The 18079-nt window shown below is 38.7% G+C and carries 15 protein-coding genes and 2 tRNA genes; 13 read left to right on the top strand and 4 right to left on the bottom strand.

Annotated features, from left to right (window positions below; genetic code table 11):
• Positions 1-54: 54 nt before the first annotated feature.
• Positions 55-732 (top strand): lycopene cyclase domain-containing protein, encoded by a 678-nt coding sequence (locus tag CRO54_RS11645; protein WP_097132114.1) that lies wholly within the window; start codon positions 55-57, stop codon positions 730-732.
• Complete coding sequence (locus CRO54_RS11640) at positions 732-968, top strand: cytochrome b5 domain-containing protein (RefSeq protein WP_097132111.1); 237 nt, start codon at positions 732-734, stop codon at positions 966-968. The genes CRO54_RS11645 and CRO54_RS11640 overlap by 1 nt, the downstream gene beginning before the upstream one ends.
• Before the next feature lie 109 nt (positions 969-1077).
• On the opposite strand, the gene CRO54_RS11635 is transcribed toward CRO54_RS11640, so the two are convergent.
• A complete protein-coding gene (locus CRO54_RS11635) occupies positions 1078-1998 on the bottom strand; it encodes a PfkB family carbohydrate kinase (protein WP_097132109.1) in 921 nt (306 codons plus the stop codon).
• Between the two features lie 146 nt (positions 1999-2144).
• On the opposite strand from CRO54_RS11635, the gene CRO54_RS11630 reads away from it, so the two are divergent.
• From CRO54_RS11630 to CRO54_RS11615, 4 genes are all read left to right on the top strand, one after another.
• Positions 2145-2218 (top strand) — tRNA-Asn (locus CRO54_RS11630).
• A gap of 134 nt (positions 2219-2352) precedes the next feature.
• A tRNA-Asn gene (locus tag CRO54_RS11625) sits at positions 2353-2426 on the top strand.
• A 247-nt stretch (positions 2427-2673) separates the two neighbouring features.
• Positions 2674-3003: a GIY-YIG nuclease family protein gene (locus CRO54_RS21720; RefSeq protein WP_420812681.1), complete on the top strand. Its 330-nt coding sequence runs from the start codon at positions 2674-2676 to the stop codon at positions 3001-3003.
• 128 nt (positions 3004-3131) lie between these two features.
• Positions 3132-3575, top strand: coding sequence for a DUF1572 family protein (locus CRO54_RS11615; protein ID WP_097132105.1), 444 nt, complete (start codon positions 3132-3134; stop codon positions 3573-3575).
• 331 nt (positions 3576-3906) lie between these two features.
• Here the strand turns inward: CRO54_RS11615 and CRO54_RS11610 are convergent, their stop codons facing one another.
• Entirely contained in the window at positions 3907-4104 is a 198-nt protein-coding gene (locus CRO54_RS11610) for a hypothetical protein (protein ID WP_097132103.1), read from the bottom strand.
• 292 nt (positions 4105-4396) lie between these two features.
• On the opposite strand from CRO54_RS11610, the gene CRO54_RS11605 reads away from it, so the two are divergent.
• From CRO54_RS11605 to CRO54_RS11595, 3 genes are all read left to right on the top strand, one after another.
• Positions 4397-7219 carry a TonB-dependent receptor gene (locus CRO54_RS11605; RefSeq protein WP_097132101.1) on the top strand — a complete coding sequence of 941 codons (2823 nt, stop codon included), beginning with the start codon at positions 4397-4399 and terminating at the stop codon, positions 7217-7219.
• Between the two features lie 287 nt (positions 7220-7506).
• Positions 7507-9141: a tetratricopeptide repeat protein gene (locus CRO54_RS11600; protein WP_097132100.1), complete on the top strand. Its 1635-nt coding sequence runs from the start codon at positions 7507-7509 to the stop codon at positions 9139-9141.
• Between the two features lie 115 nt (positions 9142-9256).
• Positions 9257-10330, top strand: a complete 1074-nt coding sequence (locus tag CRO54_RS11595) for a phytase (protein WP_097132098.1) — start codon at positions 9257-9259, stop codon at positions 10328-10330.
• Positions 10331-10435: 105 nt separating this feature from the next.
• Here CRO54_RS11595 and CRO54_RS11590 read toward each other — a convergent pair whose 3' ends face one another.
• On the bottom strand, positions 10436-11407 hold the full coding sequence (locus CRO54_RS11590; protein WP_138765812.1) for a hypothetical protein: 972 nt from the start codon (positions 11405-11407) through the stop codon (positions 10436-10438).
• A gap of 22 nt (positions 11408-11429) precedes the next feature.
• On the bottom strand, positions 11430-12029 hold the full coding sequence (locus CRO54_RS11585) for a hypothetical protein (protein ID WP_138765811.1): 600 nt from the start codon (positions 12027-12029) through the stop codon (positions 11430-11432).
• Between the two features lie 216 nt (positions 12030-12245).
• Here CRO54_RS11585 and CRO54_RS11580 point away from each other — a divergent pair, with 216 nt between their 5' ends.
• The 4 genes from CRO54_RS11580 (at position 12246) to CRO54_RS11565 (ending at position 18015) form a co-directional block, all read left to right on the top strand.
• Positions 12246-12866 carry an RNA polymerase sigma-70 factor gene (locus CRO54_RS11580; protein WP_097132092.1) on the top strand — a complete coding sequence of 207 codons (621 nt, stop codon included), beginning with the start codon at positions 12246-12248 and terminating at the stop codon, positions 12864-12866.
• A gap of 45 nt (positions 12867-12911) precedes the next feature.
• Positions 12912-13937, top strand: a complete 1026-nt coding sequence (locus CRO54_RS11575; RefSeq protein ID WP_097132090.1) for a FecR family protein — start codon at positions 12912-12914, stop codon at positions 13935-13937.
• Positions 13938-13939: 2 nt separating this feature from the next.
• Positions 13940-16630 (top strand): outer membrane beta-barrel protein, encoded by a 2691-nt coding sequence (locus tag CRO54_RS11570; protein WP_097132089.1) that lies wholly within the window; start codon positions 13940-13942, stop codon positions 16628-16630.
• A gap of 116 nt (positions 16631-16746) precedes the next feature.
• Positions 16747-18015, top strand: a complete 1269-nt coding sequence (locus CRO54_RS11565) for an Hsp70 family protein (protein ID WP_097132086.1) — start codon at positions 16747-16749, stop codon at positions 18013-18015.
• The last annotated feature ends 64 nt before the right edge of the window (positions 18016-18079 follow it).

Here is an 18079-nt window from a genome sequence, read left to right as displayed (position 1 = left end):
ATCCAATCATCTAATGCTAATAAAAGTTACTTTTGTGGAATAACACCCAACACCATGAAGTTTACTTTTCTTTTATTAGCACTCGGCCTTTTCGTATTGCCACTGATCTTCCATTTCGATAAAAAGATATTTAGGGATGGCAATTTTAGAGCTGCTTTGGGCGCCAGTCTAATTTCGGCAATTGTATTTTCTACTATAACTGTGGTATTGCAATTATTGGGTATAGTGGCTTTTGATGCAAGCAATACGATAGATGTGGTTTTTAAAGACATTCCGGTAGAGCAGTATCTACTTAATTTGAGTTTCAGTTTTACCGCAATTGCTCTGTTTCAATATCTTAATATGAAGTTTCCGAATAATGATTTGCAGAAATATAGTTTATCGTTAAGTAATTTACTGTTAGGCTTATGTGTGGCGTTTTTGTTTTTCGGTTATCCTAAATGGTACACCCTGTCTACTTTCGCTACACTTTTAATTTTACTGTTTTTAATTGAATATGTAGCAACGTTGAGGTTCATGTATAGAGCTTACAGAGCTTTTGTGGTAATGTTGATTCCTTTTTATTTGGTATATGGTTTTTTATTTTGGAATGAAATTTCATTAGTAGCTAAAAACCAGCTTACGGGAATGTACGTTGCCAAAATTCCAGTAGAGAATCATTTTATTGCACTTTCTATGCTGTTGGTCAGCATTTATATGTTCGAGTTTTTTAAGAGCAAAAGACCAGCCTAATGGAGCTTCAAACTTATACCAAACAGCAATTGGCCTTGCGTAATGGTCAAGACAAACCTCAAATTTGGGTAGCTTTTAAAGGCATTATATATGATGTTAGCGAAAGCAGGCTTTGGAAAAATGGTAAACATTATGAGCATTGGGCTGGGCAAGATTTAACCGAAGAACTAGCCGATGCGCCACATACCGAAGGTGTTTTTGAGAAATTTGAGAAAGTAGGGACTTTGAAAGTTTAAAGGGAGTAAGATAGCTTCTTCAGTATATAAACATTAAGAAATTAAGGGAGATTAAGATTGATAACGAGTTGCTTAATTGGTCTTAACTTCTTAATGTTAAATCAACTATTTATTGTTTGATCTCGAAGCTACTTAAGCTTACGAATTGTTGCAAGCGGGCAGTGATTTCTTCTTGGCTTAAGTTTAATAATCTTTCTGTACCAAATTTCTCTACGCAGAACGAAGCTAGTGCAGAACCGTAAATCAACGCATTTTTCATATTGTTGAAGTTGATGGTGCCTACTTTCGCTAAATAACCGATAAAACCACCTGCAAAAGTGTCGCCAGCACCGGTAGGGTCAAACACATCAGCTAATGGTAATGCAGGAGCAGAGAAAATTTTGTCTTCGTGGAATAGCAAAGCACCATGCTCACCTTTTTTGATAATCAGGTATTTTGGTCCCATGGTTAAGATTTTGTTAGCTGCTTTAACAAGAGAATATTCTCCAGATAATTGACGAGCTTCAGCATCATTAATGGTCAAAACATCTACCATTTTAATGGTTTCCAATAAGTCATCCATCATAATATCCATCCAAAAGTTCATGGTATCTAATACAATTAACTTAGGACGATTTTTTAGCCTCTTGATTACCGTTTGCTGAATTTGAGGGGTAAGGTTGCCAAGCATTAAATATTCGCAATCTTGGTAGCTTTCTGGGATAATTGGGTCAAATTTTTCCAATACGTTTAATTCGGTAATTAAAGTATCGCGACTGTTCATGTCGTTATGGTATTTTCCGCTCCAAAAGAATGATTTTTCGCCTTCTTTAATTTGCAAACCTTCAGTATCTACACCGTGTTTGTTTAGGGTTTCGATATCCTCTTTTTTGAAATCATCGCCAACAACAGCAACAATTTTTGTTTGATTATAGAAGTAAGAAGCGGCTAAACTAGCGAAAGTTGCGGCTCCACCAACGATTTTATCTGTTTTTCCGAATGGTGTTTCAATAGCATCGAATGCTACAGTACCTATGATTATCAGGCTCATACGTTATTTATTGATGTTTTTATCTTTTTTTTCGCTACAAATATTGCATAAATAATTTAAAAGCCCTAATATTGCATTCCCAAAACAAACAAGAGTGTTCAAAATAATAAAAGAGCATTTGAGAACGTTTTAAGGATTACCAGCATTCCTTCTTAGCTCAGCTGGTTAGAGCATCTGACTGTTAATCAGAGGGTCGCTGGTTCGAGCCCAGCAGAGGGAGCAAAGCCTTACTAGAGTAGGGCTTTTTATTTGACAAATTGATAACCATCTTTCCGAGGAAAATTCCTTCTTAATTGGTTAGAGTCCCGTAGGTACGGGATTAATCAGAGGGAGAGGAAAGGTAAAAGAAAATATTCCTTCTTAGCTCAGCTGGTTAGAGCATCTGACTGTTAATCAGAGGGTCGCTGGTTCGAGCCCAGCAGAGGGAGCTTGAAAGCTCAAGCTTAGCCCCACTCCGTCCGAGTGGGGCTTTTTTGTTTCTTTACTTTTGTGCGATGTAATGCTCATATTAAATTTTTTGAAAGAAAATAAGTTTTGTCGCCAGCAAGGAGTTTTAGCCCAACTGATTAGAGTCTGGTACGTACGGGATTAATCAGAGGTTAGCTGGGGAGTACTGTCCCGATAATTTTGGAGCCCAGTAGAGGGAGTTTGAAAGCTCAAGCTTGAGATTACTCCATGCGAAGCTTTTGTATCTTAACATTTATGTTTTACCTATATATTCTTTATTCTACTTGTTCAGACAAATATTACGTTGGCTACACCAGAGACTATGTTCGGCGTTTGAAGGAACATAATTCTTCTGAGGGGTTAACCTTCACTTCTAAACATAGACCTTGGGTTCTAAAAGCAGTTTTTCTATGTGGAGAAATTGAAAGCGAGGCTGTACGTTTGGATAGGTTCATCAAAAAACAAAAGAGTAGGCGACTGCTCGAAAGGCTTATTGACGTGGTAGCGCCAACAGGAGTTTTAGCCCAGCTGGTTAGAGTCCCGTATGTACGGGATTAATCAGAGGGTCGCTGGGGCTTTTTTGCTCTAAATTTTCGCTTAACTATTTTAAAGCTTTTGCCCAACTATTCGGTTAGTTCTAATATCTTCGTATAACGAATAGATTTTCACCTATCCAACCTCTAAATATGCTAAACGACACCTTGACCTCACTGTTTGAAAGAGATTTAAATAAGGTAATTAAAGAACTCGAGCTTTATCAAGCTGAGCATAATATTTGGCGCATCGAGAAAAACATAGCTAATTCGGCAGGCAATTTGGTACTTCACCTTATTGGCAATTTAAATACTTATATAGGTAAGGAAATTGGTGGTACGGATTATGTAAGGAATAGAGAATTGGAGTTCTCCCTCAAAAATATTCCACGAGAAGAACTGATTGCAAAGTTGAACGCTACGGTAGCAGTTATCAAAACTTCGCTTAAATTATTAACCGCTGAAGATATGGGCAAGGCATATCCAATCTTAGTTTTATCAGAAACAACCTCGTACGAATATTTTTTAGTGCATTTGCTAAGCCACTTGGATTACCACCTCGGTCAAATTAATTACCACCGACGGTTATTAGAATAAAATTAGTTGAGTGAATAATAGCAATGGGTATATAATGTAGACAGTTGCCGTGTTATCACAGATCAAGCCGCTTAACCAAAAAAGCCACCTGATTGCTCAAGTGGCCCAACCAAACAAGTTACTATTTATTCAAATTAACTAAGGTTATTGTGTTTTGGGATAATGCTTAGGTTTTGCAAAATTGAATTTAGGTTCTAAATAGGTGTCCTATTTTTCTTCTCCTCTGCTTAGCGTTAATTTGATTATCCTAAGTTACGTTGTGTTTTTGATTTGTAACGATGTAATTCTACTCGAAATTACACGTGTTTTTACTTGAATAAATACGTTTATTCTAACTAGCTGATGTCGGCCAATTCATTAATGAGACTATTGACTGCGCTGCTGAGCTAAAAGGTGTGAGGGCTCGAGAATAGATGGCAACTCGCAAAATTTCAATAAAGGTAGCAAGTGCTTCCAAATCTTTGGGCTGGATAGGTTTTTCAAAAGAAAAAGGTAAGTTATTCGTCATTACAGCTTCAATACTTAACATTTTCTTATCATTAACTCAATAGAATGTTAATGGATTTTTTGAAAGTTTGCAATGTTTTAAAAATCAGTTCATTGTGTTTGTTTTTGAACAGCTTGTTGCTGTGTTGTTAACGGCTTGTTCATGGTAGTTTCTTTTTTGTAACGCCCAGTTTTACAAGTGGGAGCGTCATTATTTTCAATTTCGTATCGATCAAAAAAAGGATATCCAAATTCAAACAAATTAAAGAACAGATGAGACATTCAGATTTTACAGCTGGGTGGCTTCATTACCTTAAAACAAGAACAAGTAAACAATGAAAACACTTTTTACTTCAGTACTTTTACTCTTAACTGTGGTATTTGCCCATGCACAACAAGGCAGTGGCGTAATTACAGGTAAGGTGATCGAGAAAATAACTAAGGCATCCCTTCCAGGGGCTTCTGTTAGATTAAATGTAGGTAATCGTTACACCATCTCAGACCAAACAGGAGATTATGAATTTCTAAGAGTGCCAGAAGGTACTTACGAAGTGGAGGTGATTTATATGGGTTACCAGGCACAGAAACAAACCATTACGGTAAGCAGAGGCAGCAATGCCGTACTTAATTTTTCTCTGGAAGACGGTGCTTATGCCATGAACCAAGTGGTGGTAATGGGCGATAGGTTAAGGGGACAGGCTCGTGCCTTGAACCAACAAAAGAACAAATCAAACATTTCTAACATCATTTCATCAGACCAAGTGGGTCGTTTTCCAGATGCCAATGTGGGCGAGGCTTTACGTCGTGTGCCGGGGGTAACCATGCAGAACGACCAAGGTGAAGCTCGTAATATTATCATTAGAGGTTTGGCGCCAGAGCTAAACTCTGTAACGTTAAACGGCGACCGTATTCCATCTGCCGAAGGCGATAACCGTCGTGTACAAATGGACTTGATTCCATCCGATATGATTGCGACTATTGAAGTAAACAAAACCTTAACTTCTGATATGGATGCGGATGCGATTGGTGGTTCGGTGAATTTGATTACCCGTGCTTCTCCAAATGGCGAACGTGTTTCGGCAACCTTATCATCGGGTTACAACCCAATTCGTGATAAAGCTTTGTATACAGGTAGTTTCGTGTACGGAAATCGCTTTGCTAACAATGCCATTGGTATGGTAGTGAGCGGTTCTTACAACAACCAAAATTATGGATCTGATAACGTTGAAGCGGTATGGGCAAAAGATGATTTCGGAAATGCTTTTGTGGAAGAGACGGATATCCGTAGGTATGATGTACAAAGGGTGAGAAGAAGTGTGGCTGCGGCTTTAGATTTCAAATTAGGTACCAACCATACCATTTTTGCTAATGCGATGTACAACTGGCGTGATGATAGAGAAAACAGGTACCGTATGCGTATTGATGATATTGCACCTCAGTACAACACTAGCAATGAAATTATTGGCTACAGAGGTCGTGTGGGTTTGCAAACCAAAGGCGGTATTGATAACGATAGAAACAAAATGACTCGTTTAGAAGATCAACGTGTACAAAACTATTCGTTACGTGGCGAGCATTTGATTACTTCTGGCTTAGATATGGATTGGACGGTGAGTTATTCTACAGCGAGAGAATATCGTCCGAATGAGCGTTACATGTTGTTTAGACAAAGCAATAGAACGTTAGACTTTACAGGTACCGACGAATTTCCAGTATTTAACGCAACTAACCTTAATGCCAATGCTGTAGGTTTAAATACCATTTCAGAAAATACCGACTTAACAGAAGAAAGTGAATTAGGTGCGAAATTAAATTTCAGAGTACCACTTTCAGTAATTGAAGGGCAAAAAGGTCGCTTACGTTTTGGTGGTAGATTGAGAATTAAAGATAAAGACAGAAATAACAGCTTTACCAAATATACTCCAGTAACTGGGGCGCTAATCCCGAATTTAGGTTCTATTCCTAATACGTTTTTCGATGGAAAAAACTTTCAGGCTGGAGAGCAATATGTACCAGGCTTATTTGCCAGCAGAGCTTATTTGGCTAGTTTGAACTTAAACAATACTGCTGTATTTACTGGCGAAGAAGATCCGACCGAATTTTTAGCATTAAACTATACTGCTAAAGAAAATATTTATGCAGGTTACTTGCGTTGGGATCAAGACATCAACGATAAATTATCGGTAATTGCTGGTTTGCGTTTAGAGCATACCAGAATTAACTATACGGGTAACATTATCGAGGATGAAGAAGATTTAGCAGGTACACGTACTTCGAAAAATAACTATACAGATTTATTGCCGAGCGTAACCTTAAAATATCAAGCTAATGATGATTTAGTTTTCCGTGGAGCATTTACTACGGCTTTGGCGAGACCAAATTACTATGCACTTACCCCATTTGTGGGCATTATTGCTGGCGATGAAGAAATTGCTGCTGGTAATCCGAACTTAGATGCTACGTATGCCTATAACTTTGATTTAATGGCAGAGCAGTATTTTAAATCGGTAGGCTTAATTTCTGGAGGTGTATTCTACAAAAAACTTAAAAACTTCATCTACACTTACGCCGATAGAGCATACACTACTTCGAAATTTGCGAATGATTTCCCTGATTTGGCGAACCCAATTCCTGCTGGTGAGCAATGGGCTTTTCAGCAAGATAGAAATGGTGAAAGTGTAAATGTGTACGGATTTGAGGTGGCTGCGCAAAGACAATTAGATTTCTTACCAGGGAAATTCTTAAGAGGTTTTGGTGTGTATGCCAACTATACCTTCACTAAATCTAAAGCAAAAGGTATTGCTAACAGCGATGGCGATTTGAGAGAGAACATTACTTTGCCAGGCACAGCGCCACACATGTTAAATGCTTCTTTATCTTGGGAAAACAGCCGTTTTTCTGCAAGGTTATCGGCAAACTACACAGCAGCTTATATTGATGAGCTAGGTGGCGATGCTTTTGGTGATGCTTACTACGACAAGCAATTCTTCTTAGATGCGAATGCTTCTGTGAAGGTTTCTAAAGTAGCTAGGTTTTTTGCTGAGGCTACCAATTTAACTAATCAGCCATTAAGATATTACCAAGGTACAGTAAACCAAACTAGACAAATGGAATACTATCGCCCTAGATATAATTTGGGAGTGAAGTTTGATTTTTAAGATGGGTAATTGAGAAGATAGCAGGATAGATTGCCGCGTCGCTACTCTCCTCGCAATGACGAAAATAGTCGCGTCATTGCGAACTGAAGCGTTGGACTTAACAAGAGGGTGAAGCAATCTCATTTAATGAGCTCGTTGAAAATAAACACCCCGGTTTTCAACCACCCCTCTAAAAGAGGGGAACTGCATCCAACATTCTCTCCGATATATCGGAGGGTGCCCAATGGGCGGGGTGTTGAAGATGATTTAGTGATAGAGTGCAGACAGGGTAAAATAAATATAGCAGTATGATAAAACAGATTTTATGGTTCCTATCAATGGTATTTTGTGCAGCAGGGCAGCTTGTTGCACAAAATCCAACTGCTATACATGAAGTTAACGAGCATATAGAAAGAACTTCGCCACAAACTTCGGATGCCTTGTTCGTTAGACAGAACGAAATCTATAAACAAGCAAAGGCTGATGCTGATTTAGTGCAACAGGCCAGAGCCTTGCAGCGGATGGGGCAAATCTGTTACCAAATGGGTTTGTTTACGCAGTCGCTCAATTATCACATCAAAGCTGATGAAATTTACCGTTCTGATAAAAACGAGAAACAGGCTGCAGATAACCTGAACGATTTGGCTCTGCTTTTCCTGATCACCAAGCAGGAAAAAGACGCCAAATCATCTTACTTCAAAGCTTTAACTACCTTTCAGCGATTGCGAGATAGTAGCGGTATAGCCCGTACTTATGCCAATATCGGTCATTATTACGAGAAGACGTTGAACTATGACAGTGCCTATTTCTATCAGCAAAAAGCCATGCAGGTGTTTGATCGCATTGGCGATGCGGAAGGTGCGGCCTTGGTACACGAAAATTTAGGTAGCATTTATGAAGACAAGTCTCAGTTTGATAAAGCTTATTTTCATTTTTCTAAAGCCTTAGCTTGGTTTGAGCAAGGTGGCAATACCGAAATGCTGATTGATGCTTATAACAACGTAGGTGATGTTTACCGGAAACAAGGTGACTACACAGGAGCATTACGTTATACCAGAAAAGCAGAAGCTCTGGCCAAAAGTACCAAGTCTTACAGCAGGTTAAGCAGTGCCTATCGGGATTTAGGGAAAACTTATAGCTTCCTTAAAAAAACCGATAGTACTTTTCTCTATTTGGAACTAAGCAGACGATACTTTTTGAGGTCTTATTCTGAAGAAAGTAAAAATCAGGAAGCTTTGCTTAAAGTAATTTACGGGCTGGATAGAAAGGAAATACAGCTTGCCGAAATGGCTCGACAGGAAAAGATAGCTTGGGCAATTTATATTGCTTCGGGCATTGCTGCGGTGATGTTTATTTTGGTGGCTGGCATTATCATCCGTAACCAACGTCATCGCATTTTAAAGGAAAGAGCAACCAATGCCAAGGAAGAGGAAATCTTGAAAACCAAGCAAGAGCTGATGGAGGTTGATCTGAATAATAAGAAATTGCAAGAAGAGCAGTTCAAGCAAAACCTACATACCAAAGCCAAGGAAATTACGGCGCATACTTTACAGACTATTCAGAAAAATCAGTTGTTGGAAGATATTAGGGAAGCCTTAACGGAAATGATTAAGAGCGATGGTAGAAGCTATAAAAAGGAGCTACGTAGCTTATTGAATAAAATTAATCAGAACTTTCATAAAGATGCTTATTGGGATGATTTTAGAAGGATTTTCGAAGAAATTAACCAAGAGTTTTTTGACCAATTGCAGCAAATCAATCCAGGACTTTCGGCAACAGATATCAAGTTTATCTCGCTGATTAAGCTCAACATGAATGCGCCTGATATTGCAGCATTGCTAGGCGTTTCTACAGACAGTTTACGTGTGGCAAGATATCGCTTGCGTAAAAAGCTTAAATTAGAGCAAGGAGCTAGTTTAACCGCATTTATACAATCAATTTAGCAGACTGTTGCTAATTTGATTACACCATTTTTTATTTGTTAACTATTTGTAACGCCATTTTTTTGGCGATACGGTAGTTTAACGCAAAATTTGTTAAACATTAATACAATTGTAAATGAATCATTCAAAGACATATTTTTTAGCACTAATGCTACTGGCCTTAAACGCTTGTGGCCAGAAAATAAAAGAAGATAAAAATAAAAACAACGCTAATACGGTACAGGCTACCGTAATTACTGAAAAAGTAAAACACGACACCGACGACCCTGCCATTTGGATTAACCCCGCTGATGCGAGCAAGAGTTTGATTCTTGGTACCGACAAAGATACAGATGGCGCTTTATATGCTTTTGACCTTTCGGGAAAAGTAGTAAAAAGAGTAGGGAATATCCAGCGCCCCAATAATGTAGATATTGCCTATGGCATTATGCTAAATGGTAAGAAAGTAGATGTTGCTGTCACTACAGAGCGTCAGGCCAATAAAATCCGCATTTTTACTTTGCCAGATTTACAGCCCATTGATAATGGCGGTATCGAAGTTTTTGCTGGCGAAACAGAAAGAGACCCAATGGGAGTGGCTTTGTATACTCGTCCATCAGACCAAACCGTTTTTGCGGTAGTGGGTAGAAAATCTGGTCCGGCAGATGGGTACTTGTGGCAATATGAATTGAAAGATAACGGCAAAGGTGCGCTTACTGGAGCAGTGGTGCGCAAGTTTGGTAAATACAGCGGCAAAAAAGAAATTGAAGCCATTGCGGTAGACAATGAACTAGGTTTTATCTACTATTCTGATGAACAGGTAGGGGTAAGGAAATACCTAGCAGACCCAGCAGCTAAGAACGACCAAGAGTTGGCGTTGTTCGCAAAAATTGGCTTTTCAGAAGACCATGAAGGAATTGCCATCTATAAAACGGGTGCTCAAACTGGCTATATCTTGGTGTCTAACCAAGGTTCGCAAAGTTTTATGGTTTACCCACGAGAAGGTAGCAATGGCAATGCAAATCAGTATGATTTAATTACTGAGTTTCCGGTAAGTGCGATGGAAACTGATGGAGCCGATGCTACCAACGTAAACTTAGGCCCTAATTATCCAGAAGGTGTTTTTGTGGCGATGAGTACGGATAAAACTTTCCATTTCTATGATTGGAGATTGATTGCGGCAAAGATTAATGCGGCGGCGAAGAAATAATAAATTGTCAGGCTGAGCCTGTCGAAGCCTTTTAAATTAAGACACTTCGACAAGCTCAGTGCGACAAATACCAAAGTAATCCCTCCAGTAGTACAGTGTCTATCGTTAATTTCCTTTTCCCGAAGGAACTGCTAACGTAGGGTAGTTTTCGTAATGCTTCCCCGAAAGCCATAAATCATTCCCTTCGAACCTTAAATCATAGCTTTTGGTGAAAAAGAATTTATAATATGCCGCATCATGCTTTGCTTTTTTTAGCTCGCTTGCATTATAAATGGCACCAGTTTGTGCAATAGGCTGCATGTATCCTTTGGGAACTTTTGGTGCAACTGCAGTTACATTAAAGCCAATATTAATCATTTGGCGGTCTTGGGTGCTTTGATTATAAGTTCCCACAAAAGTTTGTTTATTTGCTAAAGTCACTTTCCAGTTCATATCATCTAAAAAAATGATTTTATTGCCATACTTAGCTTTTTTTGAGAGTCTTACATTGATGAAATATTCGTCAGTGTAGGATTTGTCGTCTTTGAGATCAGTATCGAAATAATAGGTAGTATTTTGTAGTGGATAAGAATAATCAACTGGAAATTTAATTGGTCTGTTTTCAATAGCGATTCTACCATTCGTAAAATCTTCTATCACTACTAAGCTTAACAGGTTATAGCTTTTACCTACTTCTTGTACATTTCTTTTGATTGCTATCCTTATCGTCGTGTTCTTATCTTTATGCTCGAACAGATTTTCGTTCATCTTCTTCAGCCCACTTTCTCCTGCTCGCTTCATAAACCGATTTAAATCTTTCGCCATGCTGTAATAATCTACCCTAATTTCCTCTTTATCTTGACTGACATTGGAAGATAATTTAACCTTTTCGCCGCTTTGCTTATTCACAAATAATAGGTCATCAGCCAAAAAGAACCCTTTCTCATTTAAGAAATAACTGTTGGGTTTGATTTCCATTTTATCTCCCGTTTTTTCTACTGAGATAAGCGATTTTAAGTTCATCGGGAAAAATTCCTGACAGGAACTTTTATTTATAGTTAAGCCCATTATGATGGCGATGCAGATCAATATTCTCATGATGTAGGTAGTTATAAATAATTTATTTATTGTTCTTATCATAAAACTCGAAGAAATCCTGTAGCCTGAATATTTTCGTTAAAAAGGCATAATCTTGGTTCATTTTATTATAACTCTCCGAAGATGGTTCTTTAGTATCGATATTGCCTTTTCCCAAGGTTCTGTCTGGTATAAATAAAGCGGTACTTACTTCGGGCTCACCTAAAAGCGAATAAACTTCTTTGCCTTCTACTTGATAAGGTTTAAACTGGTCTCTCAAATCTTTTTTAGTGTAGATGATATTGTAAATCACATATTTAGATTTAGTTGGATTGATGACGCCATATTCCGTTGGGTCTAGGTGTAAATCTTGCCCCGCGATATTGTAGGCCTCACAATCAATTTTATGATGCCCCAACTCAAGTTCCACCGCAACATAACTGTTTGCAGGTACGTTGTACGCTTGTCCGTCAATTTTTACGTTAATGGCTTTTGCTGTGGGGTTGTCAATTAGTGTAGCACCATTGAGCTTGGTTTTCAAAACAACCTCATAATAGCCATAGGCAAATAAAGCACCAATAAAAAGTAAGATGACTACGATGTGTGCCTTGGTTAATTTTTTGTTCGCTGTAGTTGTCGTCATGGTTTTGGTCATTAAATTTATTCGAATATAAAACGCAGTTGGCAGTAATTAGTTTGTGGTCTTATATTCAATTGGTTTCGGTGTAAATGCGTAGCAATTTGATTTAAATTCGTAGCGCTACAATTGCCATCATCTTCTTTTTTTCTCGGCAGAGTAAGTATATCTTCCTATTTTGGTGTCATTGTATCAACCAACCTTTTTGCAAGCCAAGTTTTGATGTCGGAAAAAGAAAAGATTAAGCTACTATTTCAGGAAATCCAGCAGGGAGATAAAACCGCATTTAATACACTTTTTGTAGCTTATTACGCAAAATTGGTGGTTTTTGCCCAACAATACACCAAACAATTGGAAAGTGCTGAAGAAATTAGCGCTGAACTTTTTGTGAAGCTTTGGCTAAAGCGACAACAACTTTCTACGGTACTTCATCCAGAGGTTTACCTGTATGTTTCTGTTAAAAACGCTTGCTTAAATTTAATCAGAGCTGATAAAAAACGAGCTGTAGTAGGTTACGAAGAAAATCAACTGTTTCCGACAGAAAGAGCTGCGGCAAATTCAAAATTGGAAGACAAAGAGTTGTTCAATTTGCTCGATAAAGCGGTAAGCTCACTTCCCGAGCAGCGAAGGATTATTTTCAGATTGATTAAGGAAGATGGATTGAAAACGGATGCAGTTGCTGCGATATTGGGAATTTCGAAAAGAACGGTAGAAAATCAGTTGTACAAAGCAGTGAAAACACTTGCCGATGAGATGAGTGATTATTTGGGCTATCATCCGCAATCTAAAACAGCTAGGAAACAGCTTTCGAAGTTATCTGCCATTTTTTTGATGTTGCAGTAAGTAGTTTGCTAAAAGTTGGTGTCTTAATGAGATAAGATTAAAACGATGGAAAAAGAAAAGTTCATCCTATTGCTTTCTAAAAAGCTTTCGAAGGAAATTTCTGCGAGCGAACAAGCACATTTGGAGCAGGCACTTCAACATGAAACATACCGAGTATTGGCTCATGAGATGGAGAATTATTTTTTGAAGAAGAAAGATGTCGACACCATTTTACCGCCACTTGATGCCACTTGGCAGAAAATTGCGGAAGCTGAAAATAATGCCGTAGCTCCTCGATTTGATTTTTCTGCACCCAAAAGAACTCTGTTCTCGCATGCTTTAGTGAGGGTTGCGGCCATCGTAACACTTGTTTTGGGCATAGGTTTGGTGGCTTATCATTTTTCTAATCGAAGCCAAACGATATTACTTACTGCAACAGACCATAAAATCTTTAAAATTTTGGATGACGGTACCCGAATTTGGTTAAATAAGGAATCTAGCATTACTTACAATGAAAATTTCGGAAAGCATCAACGTGAAATTACCTTACAGGGAGAAGCGTATTTTGATGTGGTTAAAAATGCTGCTGTTCCTTTGATAGTTCATGTTGGGGCGCCAGAGAAAGGAATTGATATTGAGGTGAAAGGTACTGCATTTAATGTGAATGCATACCCAAAAAATAGTGGAATAGCAGTGGCCTTGCTGAGAGGTTCTATAGCCGTAACCGATAGAGGAAACGTGAAAAATAGTGTGCTGCTGAAACCTAATGACAAGCTGGTGTTTGTTAATCAAGCTGCCTTAACCAATCAAAATATTTTTCAGATTGTTGCGCTGAAACCTGAAATGATGCTGAGAGAAGCGAGTTGGGCGGCAGATACGCTGGTTTTCCACAAGGAAAGATTAGTGGATTTGGCCCCAAAGCTAGCCAAGAAATACGATTTGAAAATCGAAATCCGTAGCGAAAAATTAAAGGAAAAGCGCTTTAGTGGTACATTTATCAACGAAACCATTTATCAAGCATTGGAGGCATTGAAACTTTCCTATCCATTAACCTACACCGTTGACAAACAACTGGTAATTATTAAGGATTAGGAATGAAGAGAATTATTTTAATTGCCCTGATTTGGTGTGTCTGTTTTACGGCTTTTGCTCAAGATAAGAAGTTTAGTTTGTCGCAAGAAACGTTGTCGCTGCCATCGTTATTTAAGAAAATACAGGCACAATGTGGCTATACCTTTGTATACAGTGATGAAATCGTTTCGGACACCATGATGGTAACTGTAAACGCCAATCGATTGCCAGTTTCGGAAGTTTTAGCGAATGTGCTTCCCCATAGAAAGCTCTTTTACCAAATGCTCTCGGAAAGCATGATTGTAATAGGAAGTGAAAATTTATTGAAGCAGCAGGATGCAACTGCGAAATCCTTATTAACAGGAGAGGTGCTGGAAAATGACGGTGCTGTGGTGCCTTTCGCTACCGTGACCTTGTTTCAAGATACCACTCAAATTAATGGTGCCATTGCAAATGAAAAAGGCGAATTTCAGTTTTATCAATCGTTAAGAGTTGGCGCTGCTTATTTGCTGAAAGTTTCTTCAATGGGCTTCGAAACTGCTCAAGTTTCCTTTTTTCCTACTGAGCAAAATCGTTCATCGAAGGCTTTCGGAAAAATCAAATTGAAGCACAAGGCTAGGGTTTTGAAGGAAGTAAATATCAGCGGTGCGCAAAAGGTGATTGAGATGGATGGTAGTAACATCGTTTTCAACGTTTCTAAAAGCTTGACGGCACAAGGTACAAATGCACTGGAATTATTGAGCAGGGCGCCCGGCGTTACAGTGGGTACTGATAACAACATTGCTTTAAATGGCAAAGGTGGCGCAGCGGTACTCATCGATGGCAAACAGACCTACCTCTCTAATCGGGAAATTGCAGAATTGTTGAAGTCTATGTCTGCTTCCGAAATCAAATCGATAGAAATCATGAACAGCCCAAGTGCCAAGTATGATGCGGCAGGAACGGCTGGCGTAATTAATGTGAAAACATTGAAGTCTACTATGCAAGGCTTTTCTGCTGGCTTTACTACAGGTTTAAGTTATGGTGCTTACTTGCGCAACAACCAAGATTTATTTTTTAATTATAGAAAAAATAGACTGAACGTCTTTGGGAACTATAGCCATTTCATAGGTTACTATTCTTATTTATATGGAGCAGATAGAATCCAAGAGGGGAAATTTTATGATAGTTTTACCGATGATGTGGACAAGCGTAACAAAATGGGCTCTCGCTTGGGTGCAGATTTTGCCATCGACAAAAAGAATACCGTTGGCATTTTACTGAATGGGAATTTTATTTTCGGGGGAGGAATTACCGATACACAAACAGATATTGGTGTTGCCCAAAGCAATCAGATAGACCAAACATTGAGTGCCATTAACGATTATTATCAGCAACAAACCCAACGCTACAATGTAAATTTAAACTATAAATATGAGGATACGTTAGGCAATATCATCAACTTTGACGCAGATTACGGCGATTTTACCAAAGGAGCGGGCAACCTTCAAACCAACAAATATACCGCAAGTAATGGTACGGTATTAAGCGATAATCTGTACCGTTCTTTAAATGCCATTGACATTGGTTTGCGGGCAGTTAAAGCAGACTACACCACCAAACTTTGGAAGGGAAAGCTAGAAACGGGACTTAAATTTTCATCGGTTTCTGCGGATAATGATTCGAAGTTTTTGGAAGTGAAACCAGAGGGCGAATTTAGAGACCCAGATAGGTCGAACAGGTTTGTTTACCAAGAGGAGATTGCGAATGCCTATGTGAATTATCAAAAGACTTTCGGTAAATGGCAGTTGCAGGGAGGTTTAAGGGTAGAAAACACGGCTTCTAAAGGCGAGTTAGACGAAATTTCTGTAGTGGCTGGCAATATGAAAGTTACCGAACGTAATTATACCAATTGGTTCCCGTTCTTCTCCGCGGCGATTAAGCCCAGTGCTCATCATAATTTTTCATTGAGTTACTCGAAAAGAATTGACCGACCAGCCTATCAAAACCTCAATCCATTTATTTACCTATTGGATGAACTTTCTTATTGGCAGGGAAATCCGTTTTTGGCACCTCAAATAAGCCATCGTTTGTTGCTACAGTACGCTTATAAAAGTTCTACCATTATTGGCTTGAGTTATACGCATACCAATAATTTTAGTGTAGAAGTTACCGATGTGGTTGATGATACGAAGATTGTAATGGTTCCTCGAAATTTGGGTACACAGCAGCATTTGGCCTTAACGCTAACGCAAACTTTAAGTCCTGCAAAATGGTGGAATGTAATTTTTAACGGTACGCTTTTCGGCTTACATAATGACATTGATTTTGGTGGAGGTAGAAAATTGGATTTGAAGCAATTGGCCGGTAGGATGAATTTACAGCAGACTTTTAAACTACCTTATGGCTTCAATGCGGAAGTAGTAGGGATTTATAATTCGAGGAAGTTAGCGGGTGCCAATCAGTTTCCAAGGGCTACCGGTCAGATAGATTTGGGTTTGCAACGTAATTTGATGAACGACAAAGCTACGCTGAGATTAATTTTTGCAGATATTTATAAAGGAACTAAAGCTTACTCTGTACAAAGTGTAGATGGTTTGTATATCCGCAACTACAGCTATTTCGAAACCAGCCAAGTCAGGTTGAATTTTAGTTATCGGTTTAGCAGTGGTAATTCTAAAGGGCCTAGAACCAGAAGTTCGGCGCTTGAAAATGAGCAGGGAAGGATTAAGTAAAGGAGTTAGTCTTGGTTAATTTTATAGCCCACGGTTTAAACCGTGGGCTATGAATCTTAATCATTTTTTATTACCTTCGTCGCCCCGCAAATTTTTATTGTTTTAGCTTCCTTCTCATGAAACGATTTTTATATGGTATCGACTTCGGTACTACCAACTCTGCTTTGGCCATTTACGACGAAGACTCGAAAGAAATTCACAGTACCATCATCATTCCTTCTCTAATTTATTTCTACCACCAATTAAATACTGCTGCCGAGAAATGCTATGTAGTTGGCGAAGATGCCATCGACGCTTACCTCAGCGAAGGGATGAAAGGTCGTTTCATCAAATCCATTAAGCAAATTCTTTCTCGTAGCAGTTTTTCGGAAACTCGAATTCACAATAGAAGATACAATGCTTCAGATTTAGTGGCGATAATTTTAAAAGAGCTAAAAGGCAGAGCTGATGAAATCGTTGGTCAGGATGTGAAAAAGGCAGTAATTGGTAGGCCTGTTTTCTTTGACGATGATAACGTACAGAAAGATACCTTAGCGCAAAATCGATTGAACAAAGCCGCTGAATTGGCTGGTTTTACGGAAGTCCGGTTTCAGTTTGAACCCATTGGTGCCGCCTTTGCCTACGAGCAAACTTTAACCAAAAAAGAGCATGTATTGGTAGGGGATTTAGGCGGTGGTACTACCGATTTTACCTACTTGGTGCTAGACCCCGCTAAAGTGGGAAGCAAAGACCGCAAGAAAGATATGATGGCTACAGGCGGTATTTACATTGGTGGCGATAGCTTTGATTCGGCCTTTATGTGGGAACGTGGTACGCCATATTTTGGCAAACATACCACTTACGAAGCAACGCCAGGCAAAGTACTGACAGTCCCGAAATCATTATTCGCTAATATCTGTTCTTGGGAACAAATGAACTTCTTTAACGGTCAACGGATAAGAAAGGACATTGATGATTACTACTATTATTCTGGCAAGGATAGAAAGTTTAAAAACCTAATTACGCTCATTGAAAATAATTTGGGTTATTCTGTGTTCCAAGCTATCGAGCAAACGAAGATTGCCCTATCAAGCGAAGAGGAAGCCAATTTTGCCTATCATCAAATGGAGATAGACATTGATGAGCAAGTTTCATTGATAGAATACGAAGAAATTATCCAAAAGGATGTCACTAGAATTGCTAATTACTTGGAAGAATTTCTGATGCAAAATAACATTGAAGTAGAAAAGATTGATAGCTTGTTCTTAACTGGTGGTACTTCTATGGTAGCAAGTATCCAATCTTTATTCAAGAATAAATTTCCTCATATTACTTTAAACTCTGGCGATAACTTTAAAAGTGTGGCCAAAGGTTTGGCTTATAGTGGTTATTTGTTTGAGGAGTAGGTTTTGCTATGCCCAAACCCAAGCACGTCATTCACGCGTAGGCGGGAATCTTAAAGCGATCGTA

The sequence above is a fragment of the Pedobacter xixiisoli genome, from assembly GCF_900215335.1.
Taxonomy (GTDB): domain Bacteria; phylum Bacteroidota; class Bacteroidia; order Sphingobacteriales; family Sphingobacteriaceae; genus Pedobacter; species Pedobacter xixiisoli.
The sequence above is the reverse complement of the archived record's forward strand: the minus strand, read 5'-3'. Positions and strand labels throughout refer to the sequence as shown.